The sequence below is a fragment of the uncultured Tateyamaria sp. genome (assembly GCF_947488715.1).
In the GTDB taxonomy this organism is placed as follows: Bacteria; Pseudomonadota; Alphaproteobacteria; order Rhodobacterales; family Rhodobacteraceae; genus Tateyamaria.
Map to the genome: position 1 here is coordinate 112,962 of NZ_CANLAG010000005.1, position 23,543 is coordinate 136,504.

Consider the following 23,543-nt stretch of genomic DNA (forward strand, 5'->3'; position numbering starts at 1 on the left):
CGTTGCGCAACCAATGTCAGCGGAGGGACCATGAGCGACAAGATTGCCTATTCGAGACAAGGCGATATCGCCGTTCTGACAGTCCAGAACCCGCCGGTGAATGCGTTGGGCCAAGCCGTGCGGCAGGGCCTGTGGGACGGCATGGACCGGGCCGAAGCGGATGACGGCGTACGCGCCGTACTGATCGTGGGCGACGGGCGCGCGTTTTTTGCCGGGGCCGATATCACCGAATTTGGCAAGCCGCCGCTTGAGCCGCATCTGCCCGACCTGATCAACCGGATCGAAGCCTCGCCATTGTTGGTGGTGGCGTCGATGCACGGGGTGTCCCTGGGCGGCGGTCTTGAGGTGGCACTGGGCTGTCACTACCGGATCGCCGTGCCGTCCGCCAAAGTGGGCCTGCCCGAGGTGCATCTGGGCCTGTTGCCGGGTGCTGGCGGCACACAGCGCCTGCCGCGTCTGACGGGGGTTGAGGCGGCGTTGGACGTCATGACCACGGGTCGGCACATCGGTGCGGCCAAGGCCCATGCGCTGGGCATCATCGACGTCGTCGAGGACGGCAATCAGATGGAAAACGGTCTGGCCTATACGCAGCGCCTGCTGGATCAGGGCGCGGTGCGCCGCCCCGTGTCCGAGATGGACCCGCCCGCGGCCATCGACTGGGACGCCGCGTTCGAGGCCATTTTGGCCAAAGGGCGCGGCCAGATTTCGCCCGCATGGTGCGTGCGTGCGGTGCAGGCCAGCGTTGAAAAGCCGTTTGACGAAGGGCTCAAGACCGAGCGCCAGATTTTCTACGACCTCATGCAGACCGATCAGCGCAAGGGTATGATCCACGCCTTTTTCTCGGAACGCGCTGTGTCGAACCTACCGGAGTTGAAAGGTGTTGAGCCAAGCGAGGTCCAGCACATCGCCGTGATCGGCGGTGGCACCATGGGCGCAGGCATTGCCACGGCGGCGCTGCTGTCGGGCCTGCGTGTGCACCTGCTCGAGATGTCGGCGCAGGCGGGTCAAGCCGCCCGTGGCCGGATTGAGGGCAACCTCGCCGGTGCCTTGAAACGCGGCAAGATCAACGCCGAGCAACATGATGCCATCCTTGGTCAGGCGCTCCAGATCGTGACCAGCTATGACGCTTTGGCGGACGTCGATCTGGTGATCGAAGCCGTGTTCGAGGACATGGAGGTCAAGAAACAGGTCTTTGCGGAACTGGACCGGGTGTGCAAACCCGGCGCGATCCTCGCGTCCAACACCTCTTACCTTGATGTCGACGCCATTGCGGCGACCACCTCGCGGCCCACGGACGTGTTGGGCCTGCACTTCTTTTCGCCAGCACATGTGATGAAACTGCTTGAGATCGTCGTGGGCGACAAGACCGCGCCGGAGGTCACCGCGACGGGCTTTGCGCTGGGCAAAATGCTCGGGAAAATCAGCGTGCGCGCGGGTGTGTGTGACGGGTTTATCGGGAACCGGATCCTCGCCACCTATCGCACTGCTGCCGACCAGATGATCCTTGACGGGGCCTCGCCCTACGAGATTGACGCGGCACTCGAGGACTTTGGTTTTGCGATGGGTCCTTTCGCCGTCGCGGACCTGGCCGGGCTCGACATCGGCTGGGCCGTGCGCAAACGCAAGCGTGCCGAGGGGCATGCGCCGAAACGCGACACGACCTATGCCGACACCCTCTGCGAACAGGGCCATTTCGGTCAGAAGACGGGCAAAGGCTACTACGACTACGCCGCAGGCAACAAAGCCCGCGTGCCTAATCCAGACGTATTGCCCATGATCGAAGCCGACCGCGCGCGGCTGGGCATCACACCTCGCGACTTCACCCACGAGGAAATCACCCGCCGCTACATGGCCGCCATGGTCAACGAATCCGCCAAAGTTGTCGGCGAGGGCATCGCCCGCCGCCCGCTCGACGTCGATATGACGCTGCTCTTCGGCTACGGCTTTCCGCGATACCGGGGTGGCCCGCTGAAATGGGCGGACATTGTGGGGCTCGAAGACCTCCTCAAAGACATCACCTCCTATGCCGCCGAAGACCCGGAGTTCTGGGCGCCCGCCCCCCTGTTGGAACAACTGGTGGCCGAAAACAAAACCTTCGATGACCTGAACAAAAAGGGCTGAGATATGGACCTGAGCTACTCCCCCGACGAACTGGCCTTTCAGGCCGAAGTGCGCGCGTTTCTGGCTGGCGAACTGCCGCAGGATATCGCAGAAAAGGTCCGACTGGATACGGACCTGACCAAAGACGACATGGAACGCTGGCACGCGATCCTGAACAATCGCGGGTGGCTGGCGCAAAACTGGCCCAAGGCTTTTTGCGGTGCCGAATGGTCCGCCGTCCAGCGCCACATCTACGACACCGAAGCCGCCGACGCCAACGCCCCCCGCATCGTGCCCTTTGGCCTCTCGATGCTCGGCCCTGTCCTGCAAAAATTCGGCTCGAAAGAACAGCAGGACCACTGGTTGCCCCGCATCCTCGACGGCACCGACTGGTGGTGCCAGGGCTATTCCGAACCGGGCGCAGGCTCCGACCTTGCGTCGCTGAAAACCAAAGCGGTCCGCGATGGCGACCACTACATCGTCAACGGCCAGAAGACATGGACCACGCTTGGGCAATTCGCCAACATGATCTTCTGCCTTGTCCGTACGGACCCGGATGTCAAACAGCAGGAAGGGATCAGTTTCCTGCTCATCGACATGGACACGCCGGGCGTCGAAGTGCGGCCCATCATCCTGCTCGACGGCTGCCACGAGGTGAACGAGGTCTGGTTCACGGACGTGCGGGTGCCCGTCGAAAACCTCGTGGGCGAGGAAAACAAGGGCTGGACCTATGCCAAATACCTGCTCACTCACGAACGCACGGGGCTGGGCGGCGTGGGCTTCTCCCAGGCGGGTCTCAAGACCGTCAAACGCATCGCTCGCGCCGCCAATCACAACGGCAAGCCGCTCATCGAAAACCCCCATTTCGCCGCGCGCGTCGCACAGGTTGAGATCGATCTGCGCGCCATGGCCACAACAAACCTGCGCATCATCTCGCAGGCCGCCGCAGGCGAAGCACCGGGGCTGGAAGCCTCCATGCTCAAGGTCAAAGGGTCGATCATCCGTCAGGAAATCAACGATTTGGCCCGCCGCGCGGTTGGCCCCTATGCGATGCCCTTTGCGTCCGAGGCAGTAGAAGGGGCCAACGACCGCATCCCCGACCCGCTGGACGCAGGACCGGTTGCAGGCCAGTACTTCAACAACCGCAAGCTTTCGATCTTCGGCGGGTCCAACGAAATCCAGCGCGGCATCATCGCCAAAGTGACCATGAGCGGAGGTGCATAATGGACTTCAACCTGACCGAAGAACGGCAGATGCTGCAAGACACGCTGCGCCGCTACCTGCGCGAACAATACGGTACCGCACGGCGCAATGAGATCCTCGCCTCTGACACCGGCTTCTCCGCCGACATCTGGACTGAACTCGCAGACCTCGGCATCCTCGGCGCGCTGTTCGCCGAGGACCATGGCGGCTTTGGCGGCGCAGGCTTTGACATCGCCGTGGTGTTCGAGGAACTGGGCCGCGCGGGCGTGGTGGAACCGGTGCTGGACTCTGCGCTGATGGGCGGTCGCCTCCTCGCGGCAGCGGGCAAAACGGACCTTGTCGAACTGGTCATTGGTGGCTCCTTGCACCTCGCTGTGGCCCACGGCGAACCTGACAGCCGCTATGACCTCGACCACGTAAACACCACCGTCTCCGACAACAAACTCACAGGCCGCAAGGCCGTCGTGATGAACGCCGAAGCCGCCGATCACCTGATTGTCTCGGCCAAGAACGGCGGCAGCATCGCGCTCTACCTCGTGGATAAGGGCGCGCAGGGTCTCGACATCCAGGGCTACCCACTCCTTGCAGGAGGACGCGCCGCCGAAGTCACGCTCGACAACACACCCGGCGCACCGTTGGGCCTCACGCTCGCAGACTACGAGGCCGCCAACCGCCTCGCCCTCATCGCCCAATGCGCAGAGGCTCTCGGTGCTATGGAAACCGCCACCGCGCTCACCAAAGACTACCTGATGACACGCAAGCAATTCGGACGGCCCATTGGTACCTTCCAAGCGCTCGCCCACCGCATGTCTGACCTGCTGATCGAGCTGGAACAGGCGCGGTCTGCCGTCATCAATGCCGCAGGCTATGCCGACGGTAAGGATGCCGACCTGCACCTCTCCGCCTCCAAAAACCTGATCGGACGCATCGGTCGCCTCGTGGCCGAAGAAGCGATCCAGATGCACGGCGGCATTGCCATGACGCAGGAATACGAACTGGCCCACATCGCCAAGCGCATCGTCATGGCCGACCACCGTTTCGGCGACACGGACTATCATCTGGAGCGGTTCATTGCCCTCTCTGCCGCCTGACGGCGATCCAAACGGGCCGGGCATCATCCGCGACGAAACCGGCGCGCAAACACTGCTGGGGTACGTCGTAGACATCCGTGAGGCGGGTGGCGTGTCGCGCTGTTGGCTCGACATCGGTGTGCAGCACGGCAACCGTCACGGCGGGCTGCACGGTGGCATCATGTCCGCCATGCTCGACAATGCCATGGGCTTTGCCGCCGCGCGCACAGGCAATGACGACGGCAGCACTAAGGTCGCGACCCTGACCATGACCACCAATTACCTCGCCCCCGCCCGCGACGGCGTGGTGGTCGCGACGGGCGAAGTATCTGGCGGTGGGCGCAGCACGATCTTTACCGAAGGGCGGCTCGAGGACGAAAACGGCACTGTCCTCGCCACTGCGACAGGCGTTTACAAACGGGTGCGCACATGACCGCGCGCATAGAGGACGCGGGCGATCGGTTGATCATCTGGAACGGCAATGCGGCGCGACGGGGTGCGCTTGGTCCGGAACTCTATGCGGCCATTCGGACAGCGATGGAACAAGCCGTGCACCCGCGCATTCGCGCAATCATCCTGACCTCGGACGGGGATTTCTTTTGTGCCGGCGGCGATCTGAATGTCCTGATTGAACGGCGGAGCCTGTCCGAAGCAGAACGGCGGGCCAAGGTGGATGACCTGCACGACTTGATCCGGGCCATGCGCGAGAGCCCCGTTCCGATTATAGGCGCGATCAAGGGCGGCGCGGCAGGTGCGGGCGCATCTCTGGCACTGGCTTGCGATCTGATTGTCGCCGAGGCGGGGGCAAAGTTCACAGCGGCCTATGTCAAAGCCGGGCTGGTGCCTGACGCGGGTCTGACCGCCTCCCTTGCCCGTCTGGTGCCACGGACCCTCGCGATGGAGATGTGTATCCTCGCGCGCCCCGTGACCAGTGAACGGTTGCTGGCCCTGGGTGCCATAACGGACTGTGTCGCTGGGCCGGATGTGCTGACCCGTGCACATCAACTGGCGGACGAGGTCGCGCGCGGCCCCCGAGACGCGATTGGGGCCATACGGTCGCTTGTCGCGTCCGCCTATGATCAAACCGAAGCCGTGCAGCTTGATCTTGAACGGGATGCAATGGCGCGCGCGGCAGGTGGGGCAGAGTCAGCCGAAGGGATTGCTGCCTTTCTGGAAAAGCGCCCCGCGAGGTTCGACTGATGGAAAGCGTGGCCGGACTATTGTCGCACCAAGTGGCCACGCAACCGGGCGCGCTTGCCCTTGAAGACACCACCGGCGCGCGGTGGACTTACGCGGACCTCGACCGCACGGCAGATGCGCTTGCCGCGACCCTCGGTCAGCGCGGGGTGATTGCAGGAGACCGCGTGTTGGTCGTGTCCGAGAACTGTGCCGCGGCAGTTGCGGCGCTCTTTGCCGTATGGCGTCTGGATGCCGTGGCTGTGCCGGTCAACGCGCGCCAGACAGCGCGTGAATTGAACCGTGTCATCGCCCATGCCGAACCCAGTGCGATCCTGTTGACGACAGAGGTGTCACCGGATGCGCAAACCCATGCCGAAACCCTGCATGCACGGCCGATTTCGGGCGCGTGGGGCATGCTGGCGCTGGTTTGTCCCCGCGGGGACAGTGCGCGGGCCCAAGAGGATGTGGCGGTTTTGCTCTATACGACGGGCACCACCGGTGATCCCAAGGGGGTGATGCTGACCCATGCGAATGTGCGGTTCGGTGGGGCGACCTCGGCCAACCTGCGCGCGATGACGCCCGCCGACGTGATCTATGGCGTGCTGCCTACCACACATGTGTTTGGCCTGTGCTCGGTTGTTGTGGCGGCGATCCATGCGGGTGCGCCGGTGCGCCTTGTGCCGCGCTTTGACGTGGCGTCTGTGTTTGGCGCATTGCGCGGCGGGATCACGCTGTTTTCGGCGGTGCCGCAGATGCATGCGCTGCTGATGGCCCATGCGAAATCACTGGGCTTGGCCGCGCTTGGATCCGAGACGCTGCGCTATGTGTCATCCGGTGCTGCACCCCTTGACCCCACGTGGAAACGCGAGGCCGAGGCGTTTTACGGCGTCGCCCTGCAAAACGGGTACGGCATGACCGAAAGCACCGCTGGCACGGCCGCCACGCGCAACGCGATTGGCGACCCGGATACCTCTGTTGGACCGGTCTTGCCCGGTATTGAAATCGCGATCGATGCTGAGGTGGCGGGTGGCGAAGTGCTGACGCGCGGTCCGCATGTGATGAAAGGGTATTTCCGCAATCCTGACGAAACCGCCAAGGTGCTGAACGCGGATGGATGGCTGCGCACCGGCGATCTGGGGCGCATTGATGCCCAAGGTCATTTGCACATTCTAGGCCGTGCGAAAGAGCTGATCATACATGGGGGGTTCAACGTCTTTCCGCCCGAGGTCGAAGCGGCGCTGAACGATCATCCGGACGTCGTGCAGGCCGCCGTGGTGGGTCGGAGCAAGGGAGGTGACGAAGAGGTTTTGGCATTTGTCCAGGTTCCAAACGGAAGCGTTTTGAAGCCCGAAGAACTGCGCCTGTTCGTCAAAGACCGGTTGGCCGGATACAAGCAACCCTCACACTATGTGCTGGCCAATGCCTTGCCTGCAGCGCCCACCGGCAAGATCCTGAAACACAAACTGATCGAAACCTTTGCCGGGCAGTTGCCCTGAGGCGGGCGGGTTAGGTCCAGACACCTTCGGCGGCTGCGCGAATCGCGCGGATGTTTTGACCGTAGGGCGTGGGGTCACTGACCGACCCGCCACGGAAAACGGCCGATCCGGCCACAAGAACGTCCGCACCGGCGCGCGCCACAATCGGCGCAGTGACCGGGTCGACGCCGCCGTCGATTTCGATGTGCACAGGCCGATCCCCGATCATCTCGCGCAGGGCTGTGATCTTGGCCGTCATGTCGATGAACTTCTGCCCGCCAAAGCCCGGGTTCACGGTCATCACGCAAATCAGGTCGACCATGTCCATGAGGTCCGCCACCGCCGTTGCGGGTGTGCCGGGGTTGAGGGCAACGCCCGCTTTCATGCCTGCGCCACGGATGGCTTGCAGCGTCCTGTGAATGTGCGGTCCTGCCTCGACATGTGCTGTCAGCACGTCCGCGCCCGCATCGGCAAAAGCCTGAATATAAGGGTCAACCGGCGCAATCATCAGGTGAACGTCCATGACACCCTTGATGTGCGGGCGGATCGCGGCACAGGTCGCGGGGCCAAAAGTGATGTTCGGCACGAAGTGTCCGTCCATGACATCGACATGGATCCAATCTGCGCCCTGCGCCTCGACGGCGGCGCATTCGGCCCCGAAATTGGCAAAGTCGGCGGCCAGGATGGATGGCGCAATCTTGATGGAACGGTCGAAGGTCATGCAGGTCTCCGGGTTGCGATGGCCGCGCTATATCCGGTCAGGGCCACGGTGGAAAGGGCACGCGATGTCTGTCGGCCGTGCGTGATAGTGGTTTGGCGGTTTGCGCGATGGGGAACTGCAGGCGGCCACTTGGGAATTTAATTTGACAAAGAAATTAAATGCGGCGACTGTGAGCAAGAGGGAGGACGACAATGTATCTGGGGCTTGATGTAGGCACGTCCGGTGTCAAAGCGCTATTGGTGGATGCCGACGGCCGTACGGTCGGCAGTGCGGATGCCACATATGACGTGACGAACCCCGCGCCCGGCTGGAGCGAGCAGGACCCTGCCGACTGGACGGGTGGGGTTGCGCAGGCGCTGGCGCAGTTGCGATCAGCGCATGGCAGCGCCTTTGCCGCGATCAAGGGATTGTCGTTGTCCGGTCATATGCACGGCGCTGTTCTGGTGGACGCAGAGGGCGCGGTTCTGCGCCCCTGCATCCTGTGGAATGACACGCGCAGTCACGCCGAGGCGGCAGAAATGGACGCTGCGGAAGCCGCTCGTGATCTGAGTGGCAATATCGTCTTTCCCGGATTCACGGCGCCAAAACTGGCCTGGGTGGCCCGGCATGAACCAGAGGTGTTTGCCAAAGTCGCACGCGTCATGCTGCCCAAGGATTATGTTGTCTGGTGGCTCACCGGGCGATACGCGACCGAGATGTCAGACGCCGCTGGTACCGCCTGGCTCGACGTGGGCAAGCGGGATTGGTCGGATACGCTGTTGTCCCTTGGCGGTATGACGCGGGCGCAAATGCCCGATCTGCTGGAAGGGACCGATGTAGTTGGCCCGGTCCAGAGCGCGCGCGCTGATCTGGGGCTGCCGCAAGATGCGCAAGTCGTGGCGGGGGGTGCAGACAATGCGGTTGCCGCCTGTGGGGTTGGCGCGTTGGGCGAGGGGGACGGGTTTGTGTCACTGGGCACATCCGGCGTCGTTCTGGCCGGGCGCGACCGCTATGCGCCCATGGCGGCAAACGCTGTCCACACATTTTGCCACGCCGTGCCGGGGCGTTGGTATCAGATGGGCGTTGTGCTGGCCGCGACCGACAGCATGAACTGGCTGGCCCGGATCACGGGGCAGAGCGCAGGGGCGCTGTCCGACGCCTTGGGCACCAAGGTGCAGGCACCGGGTGGGGCCAAGTTCTATCCCTACCTGTCCGGAGAGCGGACGCCGCACAACGATGCTCAGGTTAGGGGCGGTTTGACCGGTATTGATATTGCATCGACCCCGCAGGATCTGACCCGCGCCGTGATGACGGGGGTGAGCTTTGCCCTGCGCGACAGCCTTGAGGCCCTGCGGGGGACCGGGGCGCAACTGGACAGCGCGCTGGCCATTGGCGGCGGCACGCGGTCGCCCTATTGGACCCAGCTTTTGGCGACTGTGCTGAACCTGCCGCTGGAACGCCCGGACGAGGGTGCCTTTGGTGCGGCACTGGGTGCTGCGCGGATTGCGATCTGTGGCGTGACCGGCGCCGCGCCCGCGCAGGTCATGTCCAAACCACCGATAACCGATGTCATCCAACCCGATGCCGCCCATGTGGCCGCCTACGATGACGCCTATGCCGCCTTTGCCGCGGCCTACCCAACCTTGAAAGCCATGCCATGACCACTGGATTTTTTGACGCCGTTGCCCCCGCCACATTCGAGGGGCCAGACAGCACCAACCCGATGGCGTTCCGCCACTACAACCCCGACGAGATCGTCATGGGCAAGCGAATGGAAGATCACCTGCGCTTTGCCGTGGCCTATTGGCATTCCTTTGCCTGGGAAGGGGGCGACCCCTTTGGTGGCCAGACGTTCATCCGCCCCTGGCACCCGCAGGATGACATGGGCCGCGCCAAGATGAAGGCCGATGTGGCCTTCGAGATGTTCGAGCGGTTGGGCGTGCCCTATTTCTGCTGGCACGATGCCGACATCCGGCCCGAAGGCGATACATTCGCCGAGAGCCTCGACCGGTTGAACGAGATCACCGACTATTTCCTGGAAAAGATGGACGGGACCAAGATCGGCTGCCTGTGGGGGACGGCCAACATGTTCAGCCATCGCCGCTGGATGTCCGGTGCCTCGACCAACCCGGACCCCGATGTGTTTGCCTATGCCGCTGCAACCGTCAAAGGGTGCATGGACGCGACGCAGAAACTGGGCGGTCAGAACTATGTCCTGTGGGGCGGGCGCGAAGGGTACGAGACGCTGCTCAACACCGATATGGGCCGCGAGCTGGACCATATGGGCCGGTTCCTGAACATGGTGGTCGAGTACAAGCACAAGATCGGTTTCGAAGGCACCATTCTGGTCGAACCAAAACCGCAGGAGCCGTCCAAGCACCAGTACGATTTCGATGCCGCGACCTGCATCGGGTTCCTGCGCAAATACGGGCTGGAGGACGAGGTGAAGCTGAACCTCGAACAGGGGCATGCGATCCTCGCGGGCCATTCGTTCGAGCACGAGATTGCGGTGGCCGCCGCTGACGGGATGTTGGGGTCGATCGACATGAACCGCAACGACTACCAGTCGGGTTGGGACACCGACCAGTTCCCCAACAACGTGCCAGAAGTGGCGCTGTGTTATTACCACATCCTGAACGCTGGTGGGCTTGGCACGGGCGGTACGAACTTCGATGCCAAGTTGCGGCGTCAAAGCCTCGACGCCGAAGACCTGATTGCCGCCCACGTCGGCGCGATGGACATCTGTGCGCGCGGCCTCAAGGCGGCGGCCGCGATGATCGAAGATGGCGGTTTGGGCGACGCATTGTCGGCGCGCTATGCCGGGTGGGACACGGATGCGGCGCGTTCGATGCTGGACAGCGATCTGGGCGCGATCTCGGATCGTGTTCTATCCGAAGGCATTGAGCCGCAGCCGCGGTCGGGCCGTCAGGAGATCCTGGAGAATTACGTCTCGCGCTTTGTCTGAACGGGGCGCGGCGAGGGCTCAGACGAAGGGCAGGTAGAAGTCGCGGACCTCGTCCACGGACTTGTCCTTGAGCCGTTTCCATTCGTCCTGTTTCAGGAAGATCAGCGCGTTGCACAGATCCGCGCCCACGGCAGCGCGCAGGGGCGCGTCCGCGTCCAGCGCATCCAGCGCCTTGTCGAGCGCGGATGGCACATGGCGCGTGGCGCGCACGTTTTCCAACCCGTCCAAGTCTTCGGCGGCGGGCAGGTCATAGCCGTTTTCCACGCCCAGCAGGGCCGCCTGCAACACCGCCGTCACGGCGAGGTACGGGTTTGTTGCGCAATCGGCCATGCGGTGTTCCAGCCGCGCGGACCGGGGGGAGGTCACGCAGGACCGCGTCGTGACCAGCCGGTGATCGTCGGCCCAGTTGGCCCAATACCCGGCCATCGACGCAGGCCCGAGGCGGTCATAGCTGTTCACGGTCATCGCCAGCAGGGCGGCCAGCCCTTCGTGGTGGTGGATCAGCCCGGCCATGCAGCCACGCGCCACATCCGACAACTGCCCGTCGGGCGCGATGACATTGCCACCCTGCGCGTCCTCGAAGCTGAAGTTGATATGCAGGCCGGATCCGCCCCGATCGGGGATCGGTTTGGGCAGGAAGGTCAGCAACAGGTCCATGTCCGCCGCCACCTCGCGGGCCATTGTCTTGAACAGGAACGCGCCGTCGCAGGCGGCGAGTGCGTCGTCGAACTGCATGGTCAGCTCGAATTGGCCGTTGTCATATTCGCCGTTCATCGATTCGATGCGCAGACCAACCTCTTCTGCCGTGGCCCAGAGGGCGTTCATCAATCCGGCGGGATCGTTCTGCGGGCCGGTGCCGTACACAAAGGCGCCGGGCGTGTCATAGGGCTCCCACACGCCATCGGTGCCTTGCTGGAACACATAAGCCTCCATCTCCAGTCCGACCTTGGGCGTCAGCCCGCGTGCCTGCCACGCGGCCACGGTGGCCTGAAGCCGCCCGCGCGCGCATAGGCCAAAGGGCGCGCCGTCCGCGTGCAGGGTACCAAGGGCGATGTCGGTGTCCTGTTGCCAGTCGGGGTGCCGCGCCTCGTCCAGCACAAGCTCCATGTCGGGGATGCCGTCAAAGACGCCCGCGCCCGGCACGGGGATCAGGTCGCGGTCAAAGGTGGTGCCGAACACACCGCGGGCAAAGCCGACCTTGCCCCCCGCGGCCACGTCCGATGGCACGTATTTGCCGCGCGGCAGGTTCAACAGATCGCAAAACAGGGTGCGGGTGCGTGTGGTCATATCGGTCACTTCAGCGTTGGGCGCAGGGTCAGCGATTTGACCCCGCAGATGAAATTGGATCGGGTCCAGGTCGGCTCTGACACCGCGTCGAGCCGGGTGATGCGGCCTGCCAGTTCTTGCAGGATGCACCGCAATTCGAGTTTGGCAAGCCACATGCCAAGGCAGACATGCGGCCCGCCCTGTCCAAAGGCGAGGTGGCGGTTCGGGCTTCGGTCCAGTTGCGCGCTGTGCGGGTTGTCGAACACCGTCTCGTCGCGGCTGCCGGAGGCGAACCACATCAGCACCTTGTCGCCCGCGCGGATGGTCTGGCCGTGCAGGTCGATGTCGCGCGTTGCCGTGCGGCGGAAATGCAGGGTGGGCGAGGCGAGGCGGATGATCTCGTCCGCGCAGGTGTCCCAGACCTTGCCCGTTTGCAGCTGCGCCAGCAGGTCCGGTTGCCGTGTCATGAGGTGCAGCGCCATCGCGATGGAATAGCGGGTCGTGTCGTTTCCGGCGGCCACCAGCAGGCAAAAGAAGTTCTTGAAGTCCTGCGGCGTCATCGCGCCGTCCTCGCTGCGCAGCACGCGGGCGAGGATGCCGTCGCCGTCCACTTGCCGCGAGCCATCCAAGATCGTGTCGGCATAGTCATAAAGCTCGACCCCCGCAGGCGACCGGAACGGCATCATGCGGTAGGCGTCGGTGTCGACCTTGTCGATCACGGTGGTGGTAAAGTCGGGGTCCGTGTTCCCGATCAGCGCGTCGCCCCGTTCCACCAGCCAGTCGAGGTCATCCTCGGGCACGCCGAGGATGCGGCCCAGCATCAGCATCGGCAGCCGCTTGGCGATCAGGTCGATGCCGTCGAATTCCGCATGGTCCAGCGCCTGACCGACGATGTCGCGGGCCAGCTCCTGGATCAGCGGTTCGAACCGGGCGATGACGGGCTTGGCAAAGACGGGATTGACAGCGCGGCGGGTGCTGGAATGTTCGGGCGGGTCAGTTTCCTGAAAGGTGCGGCGCGACATGTATTCGTCGTGGCTTTGGTCCTCGATCCGGATGCCCTGTGCGCTGGAGAATGTCGCGGGGTCCTTTTGCGCGGCCATGATGTCGGCATAGCGGGTGAGCGACCAGAACCCCTTGTTCCCGGCAAAGGCGTCCGTCCAGTGCACCGGCGCGTCGCGGCGCATTTGCGTGAACGTGTCGTGGGGGATGCCATCCACAAAGCTGTCGTGATCGGCGAGGTTTTTCATGGGGTGCCTCCGAAAAAACGGGTGGCCCATTGGGCGAATGTGCTGCCATGTGTGGGCGTGGCAAGTGTGGCTTTGGCTGCTGCGACCTCTTCGGCGGCAAGGTGCGGCGCGGTCTCGTCTAGAACGCAGCGCATGAAGGGATCGGTGAATTCCGGGTGCGCCTGCGTGGTCAGGATATGCGTGCCCTTGGTGAACCCGGCGATGGCGCATTTGGGGGACTGCGCGTATGCGCTGCACCCGTCGGGCAAGGCTGTCACGGCATCGTGGTGAAACTGGTAGAGGTTCAGCGCCTGCGTCTGTGGCTGCATATAGGGATGTTGCGCCGTCAGTTCGATCTGGTCGATCCCGATATTCCAGTCCTGACGCGCGACCTGCCCACCCAGTGCCATGGCGATCGCCTGATGGCCGAAACAGGCCCCAAGCAGCGGCTTGCCCGCCGCATCGCAGGCGCGGATGAAATCGTATAGCGCGGGCAAAAAGGGCAGTTCTTCCAGCACGCTCAGCGGCGAGCCGGTGATCAGGAATGCGTCCTGTTCGTCCACGCTGGTAGGCACCTCGCCACCGATTGTCATGTAGACGCGGTAGGTGAACCGTTGATCCTGCGCATCGAACAGGTCGCGGAACCGGTGGCTGTCGTCGGGAAAGGCATCACCGATGGGTGATTTGTCGTGGTTGACCTGGAGCAGACCGAGTTTGAGGCGTTGGGTCATGTCTTTCTCACTAGGTTTCCGCCCCGCTCAAGCCGTCCGAGGGTGGCGCGGTACGCGCCGCCCGTGGGGGCGGACGGCGCGTTGACATCCTTTGGATGTCTGCGTGTTCAGCGGCCACGAAAGGTGTCCGCCATGGCTGGATCACCGACCCAGGATCGCGTTGATCTCGGCGGATTTCTCACGATCCGTTGCGATCCGTGCCTCGGCCTCGGCCTGACCCTGCCAGTAGACGGCGGCTCCGGTCTCGGCCATCAGGGCCTGTGCTTCGTCCGATGCCATGGTCTTGGCGGCGACTTCGGCGATGGTGTCGATGACCTCCTGCGGCGTGCCCTTGGTCACGAACAGGCCGTTCCACAGCTCGATGTCGTTGACACCAGACTGCGACGCCACCGTTTCCACACCGTCGAGCTTGGCAATCGGGTTGGCGCCGATATTGCCCAGCACGTTGATGTCACCCAGGCAGGGTTCGATCAGCGCGAGCGTCGTGTTGATCACATCGGCATCGCCCGAAGACAGCGTATTGCAGTCCAGCAAATCGAACGCGCTGTCGTCGGCAAATTCAAAGTCCATCTTGACCGCTGCTGCCATCGACACGGCGGTGGGCGTCAGGCCCGCGCCAAAGTGGCCCAGCACGACGTCGTTGTCCTGCGCATAGGCCGCCAGTTCTGCCATGTTGGAATAAGGCGCATCGCCTGATGCGGCCAGCACGAACGGGTAGGTCAGAAAGATGCCCACGGGGACGAAACTGTCCTCTTCGATGCCGATGTCGATCTTGGGGCCGACGATGGGCACACCGATCACGAAAGACCCGATGACCGACCCGTCATTTGGCGCGTTCAGCACCTCGAGCGCGCCGGGGAAGGGTCCATCGCCGCCGCCGGGGCGGTTCACGACGGACGCAGGCTGGCCCGTGGCCTCGGCCATGTCGGCGGCGATCATGCGCGTCAGGATGTCCTCGAAATCACCCGGAGGCCACGGCACGATGAACTGCACGGGGCCTGTGGGGTACTCTGCCAGCGCGGGGCCGGTCAGGGCAGCCAGGGCAAAGGCTGCGGTGGTCAAAAGCTTTTTCATGTGTACTCTCCCTGAGTTTATTTTGCTTTTGCGGTCAGTGTTCGAACCGTCTGGTGCGAACGGTGGTGATGATCGTGACGGCGATCACGATCAGGATCACGACAAAGAGCGTCCCGGCCACGGGCCGGTTCACGATGTCGAAAACGGTTTTGATCTGGCCTGCGCCCGCCGTCAGCTTGTCGATCATGATCGACCCCAGCACGAGGCCCAGCACCACGGGCACCAAGGGCCAGTCGAGCCGCCGCAGGATATAGCCGACATAGCCGAACCCGGCGGCAAACATGCAGTCGGTAAAGGAATTGCGGATCGAAAAGACGCCGACAAAGGCGAGGATCAGGATGAACGCGCCCAGAAGGCGGTTGGGGATATAGATGATGCGCGTGATCGCGCGGGTCGAGATCAGCAGCGTCATGAGCACCAGCACGTTGATCAGCAAGAGCGCGATAAAGAGTGAGAACAGAAAATCCGAGTTGTTCTCGAAAATATCCGGCCCCGGTTTGATCCCTGCGTCAAAGAACACGACCATCATCATCGCGGTCAGCGCCTCGCCCGGCACACCCAGCGCCAGCAGGGGCACCATCGCGGCGGCGGGGACGGCGTTGTTGCTGGCCTCGGACGCGATCAGCCCGTCCGGCGCGCCGCGCCCGAACTGGCCGGGGTTTTTCGAGATCGCGCGCGCCGTGGAATAGCTGAAGAATTGCGCCACGAACTCGCCCACGCCGGGGATGATGCCCATCACCGTGCCGTAGCCTGCGCTGCAAAAGGCCACGACCGGGTGTTTGCGCAACTCGCCAAAGCCCCGCAAGAGGCCGCCCCTGATCCGCGCCTCGGGCGGGTCCGCATCCTTGCCCGTTAGCAGGAACAGCGCCTGGCTGATGGCAAAAATGCCGACGATCACCACGATCAGGTTGAAACCGGGATAGAGGTATTCGATGTCGAACGTATAGCGGTCGATCTGCCGCGTCGTCTGCCGCCCGACCAGCGCAATCAGGAACCCCAGCCCAAAGAGCAGCGCGGCCAGGCCCATCGTCTTGCGATGCGCGGCAATCAGCAGGACAGCCCCCAGAACGGCGGCCATAAAGATATCCCGCTGACCAAAGAGCGCACCGAGATCGCGCAGGTAGGGGCCAAAGACCATCAGCGCGGTCAGCCCCAGCAGGATCGAGAAACACCCGCCAAAGAACGACGCGGCATAGGCCAGCGACAGCCCGCGCGCGGCCTCGCCCCGTCGGGTCATGGCATAGCCGTCATAGGTGGTCAGCGCATTGACCGGCGTGCCGGGCGTGTTGATCAGGATCGCGGGGATGGCCCCGCCATACATCGATGACCCATAGACTCCGAGCAGCAGGACCAGCGACACCAGATCATCCAGAAACACGGTGGCGGGCAGCAGGATGGCGATGGCGATGGCCGGGCCGATCCCCGGCACCGCCCCAATCGCCAAGCCACCCACCGACCCGATCAGGATCGCGATCAGCACGGGCCAGCTGGCAAGGTTGTCGAGACCGGCCCAGAACGCCTCCATCAGAACCACACCTGCATGAAGGTCTCGAGCCGTTGGGGCAGCTGGTCATAGAGCCAGATATTCACGGGCGTGCGGATTTGTAGGCCCGTGCGGAACACCAGCACAATCGCGAAACTGGCGGCAAGGCAGATGCCCATCCACCGCGCGCCGCGATAGCCCATGCGCCATGGCAGCAGCGTGCCCATCAGAAGGGTCGACACCAGATAGCCCAGCACCGGCACCAGCAGGGTGTAGCCCACGAACCAGCCCACAAATTCCAGCGCGCGCAGCCATTGCGACATCTCATAGCCCACGGCGGTGGGTTGCCCGAACCGGGTGCGCCAACGCTGGGCGCGCCACGCGGTATGGAGGTTCCAAAGGGCCGCCGGCACCAGCACCGCAAGGCACATCAGCGGCGCGACCCACCCCTGTTTCAGGATCCGCCCCAGCCGTGCGGGCCGTTTGTCGGGCTCGGTGATCCCGAACTGGTCCATCCAGTACCGCGCCATGTTGGCGGGCAGCTTGCGGTCCTCCCATCCCGTCTGGGAAAAGAAGAAGGCGAGGAAAAACAGCGCCAGGAGCGCCATGAACAGGGAAAAGATCAGATCCCCCCGTCCGCGCCGGAAATCGGTGATGTCAGCCACGTTGATCTTTTGCGCAGGCGGCGTGGCAGAGGCAAAGCGCGGGGTCGTCGCCCGTGACCGGATCACGGCGCGCGGTGTCGCGCTGGTCAGCGCGCGAGGGGTGACCCGGCTTGTCACGCGGCTCCGGACATGGCGGTCAGGCCTGCCTCGGTCGCGGACAGGATGGTCTGGATGTGGCCTGCGTCCACCACCAGCGGCGGCGAGAAGATGGCGTTGTTGCCCGACACCCGGATCATCACGCCCGCCTCATAGGCGGCCTTTTGGAACACCAGCGGCAGCGCCTTGCCCACGGGGGTTTTGGCGCTGCGGTCGCTGACCAGTTCAATGGCGCACATCAGCCCCTCGCCGCGCACGTCGCCGATCATGTCAAAGCGGTCGGCCAGCGCCTGCAGCCCGGCCTTCAACTCGGCCCCGCGGGGGGCTGCGTTTTCCCAGGGCTTTATGCGCATCGTTTCCTCGACCGCGGCGACGGCGGCGGCGGCACCAACCGGGTGACCGGAATAGGTATAACCGGAATCGACCGACCCCGCGCCGCTCTGGTCATCCTCGAACGCGGCGGCCACGTGGTCTGCGATCATCACCGCGCCAAAGGGGAAATAGCCGTTTGTGATCGCCTTGGCGGTGCACATCAGGTCCGGCTGCACGCCCCAGTGGCGCGACCCGGTGGGGGATCCTGTGCGGCCAAAGGCGGTGATCACCTCGTCCGCGATCAGCAGCACGCCGTGTTTGTCGCAGATGTCGCGCACCATGGGCATGAAGCTGGGATGCGGCGGGATCACCCCGCCCGCGCCCTGCACCGGCTCCATCACAAAGGCGGCGATGGTGTTGGCCCCTTGGAACGCGATCTCACGCTCCAGCATGCCCGCGCTGAGGCGGGCCAACTCTGCCGGGTCGTCCGTGCCGAAGGGGTTGCGATAGAGGTAGGGGCCGGGGATGTGGAAACAGCCCGCCATCAGCGGCTCGTATGTGTTGCGGAACTTGGCGTTGCCATTCACCGACGCGCCGCCGAAATGCGTGCCGTGATAGCCCTTGTCGAGGCTGATGAACTTGGTCCGCGTGCCCTCGCCACGGATGCGGTGGTATTGCCGCGCCAGTTTCAGCGCGATCTCGATGCTGTCCGACCCACCCGAGGTGAAGAAGCTGCGGCTCATCCCGTCGGGGCCAAAGAAATCGGCAAGCAGGTAGGCCAGTTCGATCGCCTTGTCGTTCGAGGTGCCGCGAAAGGTCGAATAATAGGGCAGGGCGTCGAGCTGCTGGGCGATGGCGTCCTTGACCGGCTGGCACGAGTAACCAAGGTTCACGTTCCAGAGGCCGCCCACCGCGTCGATGCTGCGGTGCCCGTCCACATCCGTAATGTGCACCCCGTCGCCGCCCGTCAGGATCGTGGGCGGGTTGGCCATGCTGTCGGCCGGGTGCGCCATAGGGTGCCAGAACTGGCGGGCATTGTTTTCCTTGAGGAAATTGCTGTCTTTCATGACGCGGCCCTTTCGTGGCTGGGGGTCCAGATGGCGTGGAGGTCTGCGGGTACGGTGCCGCCAATGGCGGCGGACAGGGCCGCACCGCTTTGCATCAACAGGCGGGCAAGGCGCGCCTCGACCTGCTTTCCGCCTCGGCTGGTGGGGTAAGCGATGGAGCAGGTCGCAACAGCGCGGCCTGCGGCATCAAAGAGTGGGATGGCGACAGAGGACACGCCAAGTCGCAACGAATCGCGGTTACGTGCGTATCCACGTTGCGCGATTGCGGCCAGATCGCCGCGCAGGCTGTCGGGGTCCGGCGGCTGACCGCCCGGCACCCAGGTCCGTTGATCGGCGACCGCCATGTCCAGCAGATGCCGCGACGAAAACGCCAGATAGGCCATGCCCGATGACGTCGCCAACAGAGGCGGCAGGCCATAGGCGTCAAAACTCACGCGCACGGGGTGGTCGTGGTGTTCGGCGTGATAGACATCGACCAGATCAAATCCGTGCAGGCGGCTGATGTGCACCAATTCGCCTGCCGCGCGGCTCAACCGGTCGGTCTCCGCCCGGATCATCTCGACCTCTGGCACGGTGCGGGCGCGCATGCCCGCCAGCCGGGTAAGGGCCGGACCCAACCGATAGGCGCGGCTGTCTGCGTCCTGTTCCAGAAATCCCGCAGCTTCCAAAGCGACCAGATGACGGTGCACCGTCGCCTTGTCACGCCCGGTCAGGCGCTGCGCATCCGACAGACCCAGTTGTGGCCGGGTCTCGGAAAACAGTTCGAGCAGCTTCAACGCTTTTGCAATCGTCGACATGGAGATCAGCTTGACGCACCTGACAGGACCTTGCAATATATTTTTGCGTCCACAGGTTCACTATATGAACCAATAAAGGCCAAAGCTGATGACTGACCTCGCCCATAACCTGTCTGCACTGCGCTCCATGCTGGAAGATGTGGCGCAATCGGGCATCCTGAACCACATCGATGGCAAACCCGTGCCTGCGGTGTCGGGCGCATGGTTCGACACTCTGTCTCCGGTCGATGACAGTCTGGTGGCCCGTGTCGCGCGCAGCGATGTAGCGGACGTGGACCTGGCGGCGCAGGCGGCAGCACGCGCCTTTGCGGACTGGCGCGATATGCCCGCGACGGAACGCAAACGGATCCTGCACGCCGTGGCAGATGGCATCGAGGCGCGGGCCGAAGAGATTGCGTTGTGCGAGTGTTGGGACACCGGCCAGCCGATCCGCTACATGGCCAAAGCCGCGCTGCGTGGGGCCGAGAACTTTCGCTTTTTCGCCGATCGTGCCGGGGCCGCGCGGGATGGTCAGACGCTGCCATCGCCCAGTCTGATGAACATCACCACCCGTGTGCCCATTGGTCCGGTGGCGATCATCACGCCGTGGAACACGCCGTTCATGCTGTCCACGTGGAAAATTGCGCCCGCACTGGCGGCGGGCTGCACAGTGGTTCACAAACCGGCAGAGCTGAGCCCGTGGACGGCCCGCGTCCTGATCGACATCGCCGAAAAGGCTGGCGTTCCGCCGGGGGTCTGGAACCTGATCAACGGAATGGGCGCGGAGGCGGGCAAGGCGCTGACCACCCACCCGGATATCAAGGCCATCGCCTTTGTCGGGGATGGGGCGACGGGGTCGGCCATCATGGCGCAAGGCGCGCCGACCTTGAAACGTGTCCACTTTGAACTGGGCGGCAAGAACCCGATCATCGTCTTTGATGACGCCGATTTCGAGCGTGCCTTGGATGCGGCGGTGTTCATGATCTATTCGCTCAATGGCGAACGCTGCACATCGTCGTCGCGCCTGTTGATCCAGGACAGCATCGCGGATGCCTTCGAGGCCCGCGTGGCCGAACGTGCCCGTGCCATCCGTGTGGGCCACCCACTGGATCCCGCAACCGAGGTGGGGCCGCTGATCCACGCCGATCACCGCGCCAAAGTCATGGCCAGCTTTGACACCGCACGTGCCGAAGGAGCCACAATTGCCGCCGGTGGCGCGCGTGTGGGTGACGTGGGTCAATACGTGGCGCCCACGCTTTTTACCAATGCCCGCAATGACATGACCATCGCGCAGGATGAAATCTTTGGCCCGGTGCTGACGTCAATCCGGTTCGACACCGAGGACACAGCCCTGCGTCTGGCCAATGACACGGTCTATGGGCTGACCGCCTTTCTCTGGACGTCGGATGTGACGCGCGCCATGCGATTTTCGGACCGGTTGGAGGCAGGCATGGTTTGGGTCAATTCGGCCAATGTCCGACACTTGCCCACCCCCTTTGGCGGGATGAAGGCCAGCGGCATTGGTCGCGACGGCGGCGACTGGTCCTTTGATTTCTACATGGAGCAAAAGCACATCGGCTTTGCCACCAGTGACCCAAAGATACCGCGCCTCGGCGTGTGAGCGCACACAACCGGATCAAAAGGATGACACGATGAGCTGGGATGACTTCGCCGACCACGCCAAGGCCGCCGCCGATTGGGGTGCCGACTATCACCGGACCCTGCGGGACCGGCCCGTGCGCGCGCAAACAGCGCCCGGCGACATCGCAGCACAGCTCGACGCAACCCCGCCCGAGGACGGCACCGGCCTGGCGGACATCATGGCCGATTTCGAAACCATCGTGATGCCGGGCATCACCCATTGGCAGCACCCGCGTTTCTTCGCCTATTTCAACTCCAATGCGGCACCTGCATCCGTTCTGGCCGAGTTCCTCGCGTCGATCATCGCGCCGCAATGCATGCTCTGGCAGACGTCGCCCGCCGCGACCGAGATGGAAACGCGCATGATGGATTGGTTGCGGCAGGGGCTGGGCCTCGACCCGGCCTTTCAGGGTGTGATCCAGGACAGCGCGTCCTCTGCCACACTGGCCGCGGTGCTGACGATGCGCGAACGCGCGCTGGACTGGGCGGGCAATACGCGGGGCCTGTCGGGGCAACCGACCTTGCGGATCTACTGTTCCGACCAGGTTCACAGCTCGATTGATCGCGCCATCTGGGTGGCGGGCATCGGTCAGGACAACCTGGTCAAGATCGCCACCACAGGCGACTTGCGCGCGATGGACCCGGCGGCGCTGCAGGACGCCATCACCCAGGACCGGGCCGCCGGATACGTGCCTGCGGGCATCATCGCCGCAACAGGCGCAACGGGTATGGGCGCCTGTGATGACCTGCAGGCCGTAGCCAGCATCGCCGCGCGCGAAAACCTCTGTTCCCATCTCGATGCCGCCTGGGCTGGAACGGCGATGATATGTCCCGAATTTCGCCCGCTGTGGGAGGGTGCGGACCAGTTCGACAGCATTGTCTTCAACCCGCACAAATGGCTTGGCGCCCAATTCGACTGTGCGGCGCATTTCCTGCGTGATCCCGATCTGCTGCGCCAGACACTCGCCATCCGACCGGAGTACCTGAAAACCCACGCGCAGGGCGACATCACCGACTATTCGGAATGGTCGATCCCGCTTGGACGGCGGTTCCGCGCGCTCAAATTGTGGTTCCTGATGCGCCACTACGGGATGGAGGGGCTGCGCACGCGTATCCGGAATCACGTCGCGTGGAGTCAGGCGCTCTGCCACCGTCTGGGGGCGGAGGATGACTTTGACATCGTGACCGAACCGATCCTGTCGCTCTGGACGTTCAAGGTGGCGGGCGCGTCTGATGACGCGACGCAGCGACTGGTCGATGCGATCAACGATGACGGGCGCATCTACCTGACGCAAACGCTGGTCGACGGGCAAAAGGTCATCCGCTTTACCGCCGGGCAATTCGATTGCGAAGAACGGGATTTCGACACGGCCTTCGACACGATCACCGAGATCGCGCGCGCGCTTTAGCCCGGCTGCGACACAGCCAGATAGCGCGCGCAACCATGCAGCGCGGATGCGTCGTCGGTCATCAGATAGGTCGGAATGCGCGGCATCCGGTCACCAAACCGATCATCCGCCAGCAAGGGTGCCAGCGTCATGTCCCCGTAGGGCGACTGGATCAGCGTCTTGGCCAGACTGCCGTTAAAGAAAATACCGCCCTCGGGCAGGTAGATATAGGCCAGTTCCCGGACCAGAGCACCCAGCGCGCGGGCGGCCACTTCGATCGTCTGCTGACCACCTTCCGAGGTCCCGACATCTTCGGGTTTGCAGGTTACGCCGGTTCGCGCGCGGTGCAGATTTGCAAATCCGCGACCTGCCAACAAATGCTCTACGGTTGCGAATTCAGATGGATCCTTGACCGCCTCGGACACGATGGTCGCAACAGATTGCGGCACCCGTGCGTGTCCCATCTCGGCGGCAAAAACCACACCCGACGGGCGGTGTGCGACGGCCACGTTGAACCCGGTGCCAAGCCCCACAACCATCGCCTGCGGCTCGTCCTCGACCGGCGTACCGCTGAGGTGGTGCAGGGACGGGCCGGACAACACACAGATCGCGTGCCCATGCGCTTCGAGATCGTTGAGCAGATACACTGCCTCCAACGACAATTCCTGAGCCAGCGTGGCCGCATCGAAGTGCCAGTCGCGGTTTGTCAGGCGTCCCTCGCCCTTGCCCACAGGGCCCGCAATCGCAACGGCGGCTGCCGTCAGCGGTGGGTGATCCGCCATATAGGCGCGCGCAACATCGGCAAAGCCCGCGTAATTTTCATTGCGAAACCGCTGCACCGTTTCCGCGCGCACTCCGCCTTCATCAGCCAGTGCAAGGCGGCAATTCGTGCCTCCGACATCTGCAACAAGATACAGCATTGATGTGTCTACCCACTTTGTCTGTCAGCGCCGGACACGGGCGCCTGATTTCTCGGACTGCGGCCATTCTGCGGTTCCAACGGCCCGGCGTCGCCTGTTCGGGCGCTGCAACGTTGTTCCTCTTACGGTGTTTTAATTTGGAAGGCTAATTAAATTGGACAAGCGTCTCAAAAAAGGTCAGGTTTGAGCCTGTAAACAAAGTCCGG

General features: G+C 63.7%; 20 protein-coding genes. 10 read left to right on the plus strand and 10 right to left on the minus strand.

Annotation, left to right across the window (positions count from 1 at the left end; all coding sequences use genetic code 11):
• Window positions 1-30 precede the first annotated feature (30 nt).
• Genes Q0936_RS12865 through Q0936_RS12890 form a run of 6 tightly spaced genes read left to right on the plus strand, consistent with a single transcriptional unit; the run spans window position 31 to window position 7,048 of the window.
• A complete protein-coding gene (locus Q0936_RS12865) occupies window positions 31-2,121 on the plus strand; it encodes a 3-hydroxyacyl-CoA dehydrogenase NAD-binding domain-containing protein (RefSeq protein WP_299295105.1) in 2,091 nt (696 codons plus the stop codon).
• Between the two features lie 3 nt (window positions 2,122-2,124).
• Window positions 2,125-3,324, plus strand: a complete 1,200-nt coding sequence (locus tag Q0936_RS12870) for an acyl-CoA dehydrogenase family protein (protein ID WP_299295103.1) — start codon at window positions 2,125-2,127, stop codon at window positions 3,322-3,324.
• Window positions 3,324-4,394, plus strand: coding sequence for an acyl-CoA dehydrogenase family protein (locus Q0936_RS12875; RefSeq protein WP_299295101.1), 1,071 nt, complete (start codon window positions 3,324-3,326; stop codon window positions 4,392-4,394). The genes Q0936_RS12870 and Q0936_RS12875 overlap by 1 nt, the downstream gene beginning before the upstream one ends.
• Window positions 4,375-4,806 carry a PaaI family thioesterase gene (locus Q0936_RS12880; protein WP_299295099.1) on the plus strand — a complete coding sequence of 144 codons (432 nt, stop codon included), beginning with the start codon at window positions 4,375-4,377 and terminating at the stop codon, window positions 4,804-4,806. The genes Q0936_RS12875 and Q0936_RS12880 overlap by 20 nt, the downstream gene beginning before the upstream one ends.
• Window positions 4,803-5,573 (plus strand): oxepin-CoA hydrolase, alternative type, encoded by a 771-nt coding sequence (locus Q0936_RS12885; RefSeq protein ID WP_299295097.1) that lies wholly within the window; start codon window positions 4,803-4,805, stop codon window positions 5,571-5,573. Before Q0936_RS12880 ends, Q0936_RS12885 begins: the two co-directional genes overlap by 4 nt.
• The gene (locus tag Q0936_RS12890) at window positions 5,573-7,048 is read left to right on the plus strand and encodes a class I adenylate-forming enzyme family protein (RefSeq protein WP_299295095.1); all 1,476 of its coding nucleotides are present in this window, start codon (window positions 5,573-5,575) and stop codon (window positions 7,046-7,048) included. Before Q0936_RS12885 ends, Q0936_RS12890 begins: the two co-directional genes overlap by 1 nt.
• Before the next feature lie 10 nt (window positions 7,049-7,058).
• Here the strand turns inward: Q0936_RS12890 and rpe are convergent, their stop codons facing one another.
• Entirely contained in the window at window positions 7,059-7,748 is a 690-nt protein-coding gene (gene rpe / locus Q0936_RS12895) for a ribulose-phosphate 3-epimerase (RefSeq protein ID WP_299295093.1), read from the minus strand.
• Window positions 7,749-7,939: 191 nt separating this feature from the next.
• Here rpe and xylB point away from each other — a divergent pair, with 191 nt between their 5' ends.
• Window positions 7,940-9,388: a xylulokinase gene (gene xylB, locus Q0936_RS12900; protein ID WP_299295091.1), complete on the plus strand. Its 1,449-nt coding sequence runs from the start codon at window positions 7,940-7,942 to the stop codon at window positions 9,386-9,388.
• Complete coding sequence (gene xylA / locus Q0936_RS12905) at window positions 9,385-10,692, plus strand: xylose isomerase (RefSeq protein WP_299295088.1); 1,308 nt, start codon at window positions 9,385-9,387, stop codon at window positions 10,690-10,692. Before xylB ends, xylA begins: the two co-directional genes overlap by 4 nt.
• Window positions 10,693-10,710: 18 nt before the next feature.
• On the opposite strand, the gene Q0936_RS12910 is transcribed toward xylA, so the two are convergent.
• The 8 genes from Q0936_RS12910 to Q0936_RS12945 all read right to left on the minus strand — a co-directional run bounded on the left by Q0936_RS12910 (window position 10,711) and on the right by Q0936_RS12945 (window position 19,409).
• Window positions 10,711-11,979: a glutamine synthetase family protein gene (locus Q0936_RS12910; protein WP_299295086.1), complete on the minus strand. Its 1,269-nt coding sequence runs from the start codon at window positions 11,977-11,979 to the stop codon at window positions 10,711-10,713.
• A gap of 5 nt (window positions 11,980-11,984) precedes the next feature.
• A complete protein-coding gene (locus tag Q0936_RS12915; protein WP_299295084.1) occupies window positions 11,985-13,205 on the minus strand; it encodes a cytochrome P450 in 1,221 nt (406 codons plus the stop codon).
• The gene (locus Q0936_RS12920) at window positions 13,202-13,915 is read right to left on the minus strand and encodes a type 1 glutamine amidotransferase (RefSeq protein ID WP_299295082.1); all 714 of its coding nucleotides are present in this window, start codon (window positions 13,913-13,915) and stop codon (window positions 13,202-13,204) included. Before Q0936_RS12920 ends, Q0936_RS12915 begins: the two co-directional genes overlap by 4 nt.
• Window positions 13,916-14,056: 141 nt before the next feature.
• On the minus strand, window positions 14,057-14,989 hold the full coding sequence (locus tag Q0936_RS12925) for a tripartite tricarboxylate transporter substrate-binding protein (RefSeq protein WP_299295080.1): 933 nt from the start codon (window positions 14,987-14,989) through the stop codon (window positions 14,057-14,059).
• A 34-nt stretch (window positions 14,990-15,023) separates the two neighbouring features.
• Entirely contained in the window at window positions 15,024-16,514 is a 1,491-nt protein-coding gene (locus Q0936_RS12930) for a tripartite tricarboxylate transporter permease (protein WP_299295077.1), read from the minus strand.
• Window positions 16,514-17,254 carry a tripartite tricarboxylate transporter TctB family protein gene (locus Q0936_RS12935; RefSeq protein ID WP_299295075.1) on the minus strand — a complete coding sequence of 247 codons (741 nt, stop codon included), beginning with the start codon at window positions 17,252-17,254 and terminating at the stop codon, window positions 16,514-16,516. Before Q0936_RS12935 ends, Q0936_RS12930 begins: the two co-directional genes overlap by 1 nt.
• Window positions 17,251-18,612 (minus strand): aminotransferase class III-fold pyridoxal phosphate-dependent enzyme, encoded by a 1,362-nt coding sequence (locus tag Q0936_RS12940; RefSeq protein ID WP_299295073.1) that lies wholly within the window; start codon window positions 18,610-18,612, stop codon window positions 17,251-17,253. The genes Q0936_RS12935 and Q0936_RS12940 overlap by 4 nt, the downstream gene beginning before the upstream one ends.
• Window positions 18,609-19,409 carry an IclR family transcriptional regulator gene (locus Q0936_RS12945; protein ID WP_299295070.1) on the minus strand — a complete coding sequence of 267 codons (801 nt, stop codon included), beginning with the start codon at window positions 19,407-19,409 and terminating at the stop codon, window positions 18,609-18,611. The genes Q0936_RS12940 and Q0936_RS12945 overlap by 4 nt, the downstream gene beginning before the upstream one ends.
• Window positions 19,410-19,497: 88 nt before the next feature.
• On the opposite strand from Q0936_RS12945, the gene hpaE reads away from it, so the two are divergent.
• Window positions 19,498-21,009 (plus strand): 5-carboxymethyl-2-hydroxymuconate semialdehyde dehydrogenase, encoded by a 1,512-nt coding sequence (gene hpaE / locus Q0936_RS12950; protein ID WP_299295068.1) that lies wholly within the window; start codon window positions 19,498-19,500, stop codon window positions 21,007-21,009.
• Between the two features lie 31 nt (window positions 21,010-21,040).
• Window positions 21,041-22,438, plus strand: coding sequence for a pyridoxal-dependent decarboxylase (locus Q0936_RS12955; protein WP_299295066.1), 1,398 nt, complete (start codon window positions 21,041-21,043; stop codon window positions 22,436-22,438).
• Here Q0936_RS12955 and Q0936_RS12960 read toward each other — a convergent pair.
• Window positions 22,435-23,337, minus strand: a complete 903-nt coding sequence (locus tag Q0936_RS12960; protein ID WP_299295063.1) for a glucokinase — start codon at window positions 23,335-23,337, stop codon at window positions 22,435-22,437. The genes Q0936_RS12955 and Q0936_RS12960 overlap by 4 nt on opposite strands.
• Window positions 23,338-23,543 lie beyond the last annotated feature (206 nt).

Excerpts from the sequence above, each read along its gene's own strand:
- Q0936_RS12915 (WP_299295084.1), bottom strand. The coding sequence starts at position 13,205 with ATGAAAAACCTCGCCGATCACGACAGCTTTGTGGATGGCATCCCCCAC.
- Q0936_RS12885 (WP_299295097.1), top strand. The coding sequence starts at position 4,803 with ATGACCGCGCGCATAGAGGACGCGGGCGATCGGTTGATCATCTGGAAC.
- Q0936_RS12870 (WP_299295103.1), top strand. The coding sequence starts at position 2,125 with ATGGACCTGAGCTACTCCCCCGACGAACTGGCCTTTCAGGCCGAAGTG.
- Q0936_RS12865 (WP_299295105.1), top strand. The coding sequence starts at position 31 with ATGAGCGACAAGATTGCCTATTCGAGACAAGGCGATATCGCCGTTCTG.
- Q0936_RS12925 (WP_299295080.1), bottom strand. The coding sequence starts at position 14,989 with ATGAAAAAGCTTTTGACCACCGCAGCCTTTGCCCTGGCTGCCCTGACC.
- Q0936_RS12955 (WP_299295066.1), top strand. The coding sequence starts at position 21,041 with ATGAGCTGGGATGACTTCGCCGACCACGCCAAGGCCGCCGCCGATTGG.
- Q0936_RS12910 (WP_299295086.1), bottom strand. The coding sequence starts at position 11,979 with ATGACCACACGCACCCGCACCCTGTTTTGCGATCTGTTGAACCTGCCG.
- Q0936_RS12960 (WP_299295063.1), bottom strand. The coding sequence starts at position 23,337 with ATGCTGTATCTTGTTGCAGATGTCGGAGGCACGAATTGCCGCCTTGCA.
- Q0936_RS12920 (WP_299295082.1), bottom strand. The coding sequence starts at position 13,915 with ATGACCCAACGCCTCAAACTCGGTCTGCTCCAGGTCAACCACGACAAA.
- Q0936_RS12945 (WP_299295070.1), bottom strand. The coding sequence starts at position 19,409 with ATGTCGACGATTGCAAAAGCGTTGAAGCTGCTCGAACTGTTTTCCGAG.
- xylB (WP_299295091.1), top strand. The coding sequence starts at position 7,940 with ATGTATCTGGGGCTTGATGTAGGCACGTCCGGTGTCAAAGCGCTATTG.
- xylA (WP_299295088.1), top strand. The coding sequence starts at position 9,385 with ATGACCACTGGATTTTTTGACGCCGTTGCCCCCGCCACATTCGAGGGG.
- hpaE (WP_299295068.1), top strand. The coding sequence starts at position 19,498 with ATGACTGACCTCGCCCATAACCTGTCTGCACTGCGCTCCATGCTGGAA.
- Q0936_RS12930 (WP_299295077.1), bottom strand. The coding sequence starts at position 16,514 with ATGGAGGCGTTCTGGGCCGGTCTCGACAACCTTGCCAGCTGGCCCGTG.
- Q0936_RS12940 (WP_299295073.1), bottom strand. The coding sequence starts at position 18,612 with ATGAAAGACAGCAATTTCCTCAAGGAAAACAATGCCCGCCAGTTCTGG.
- rpe (WP_299295093.1), bottom strand. The coding sequence starts at position 7,748 with ATGACCTTCGACCGTTCCATCAAGATTGCGCCATCCATCCTGGCCGCC.
- Q0936_RS12875 (WP_299295101.1), top strand. The coding sequence starts at position 3,324 with ATGGACTTCAACCTGACCGAAGAACGGCAGATGCTGCAAGACACGCTG.
- Q0936_RS12890 (WP_299295095.1), top strand. The coding sequence starts at position 5,573 with ATGGAAAGCGTGGCCGGACTATTGTCGCACCAAGTGGCCACGCAACCG.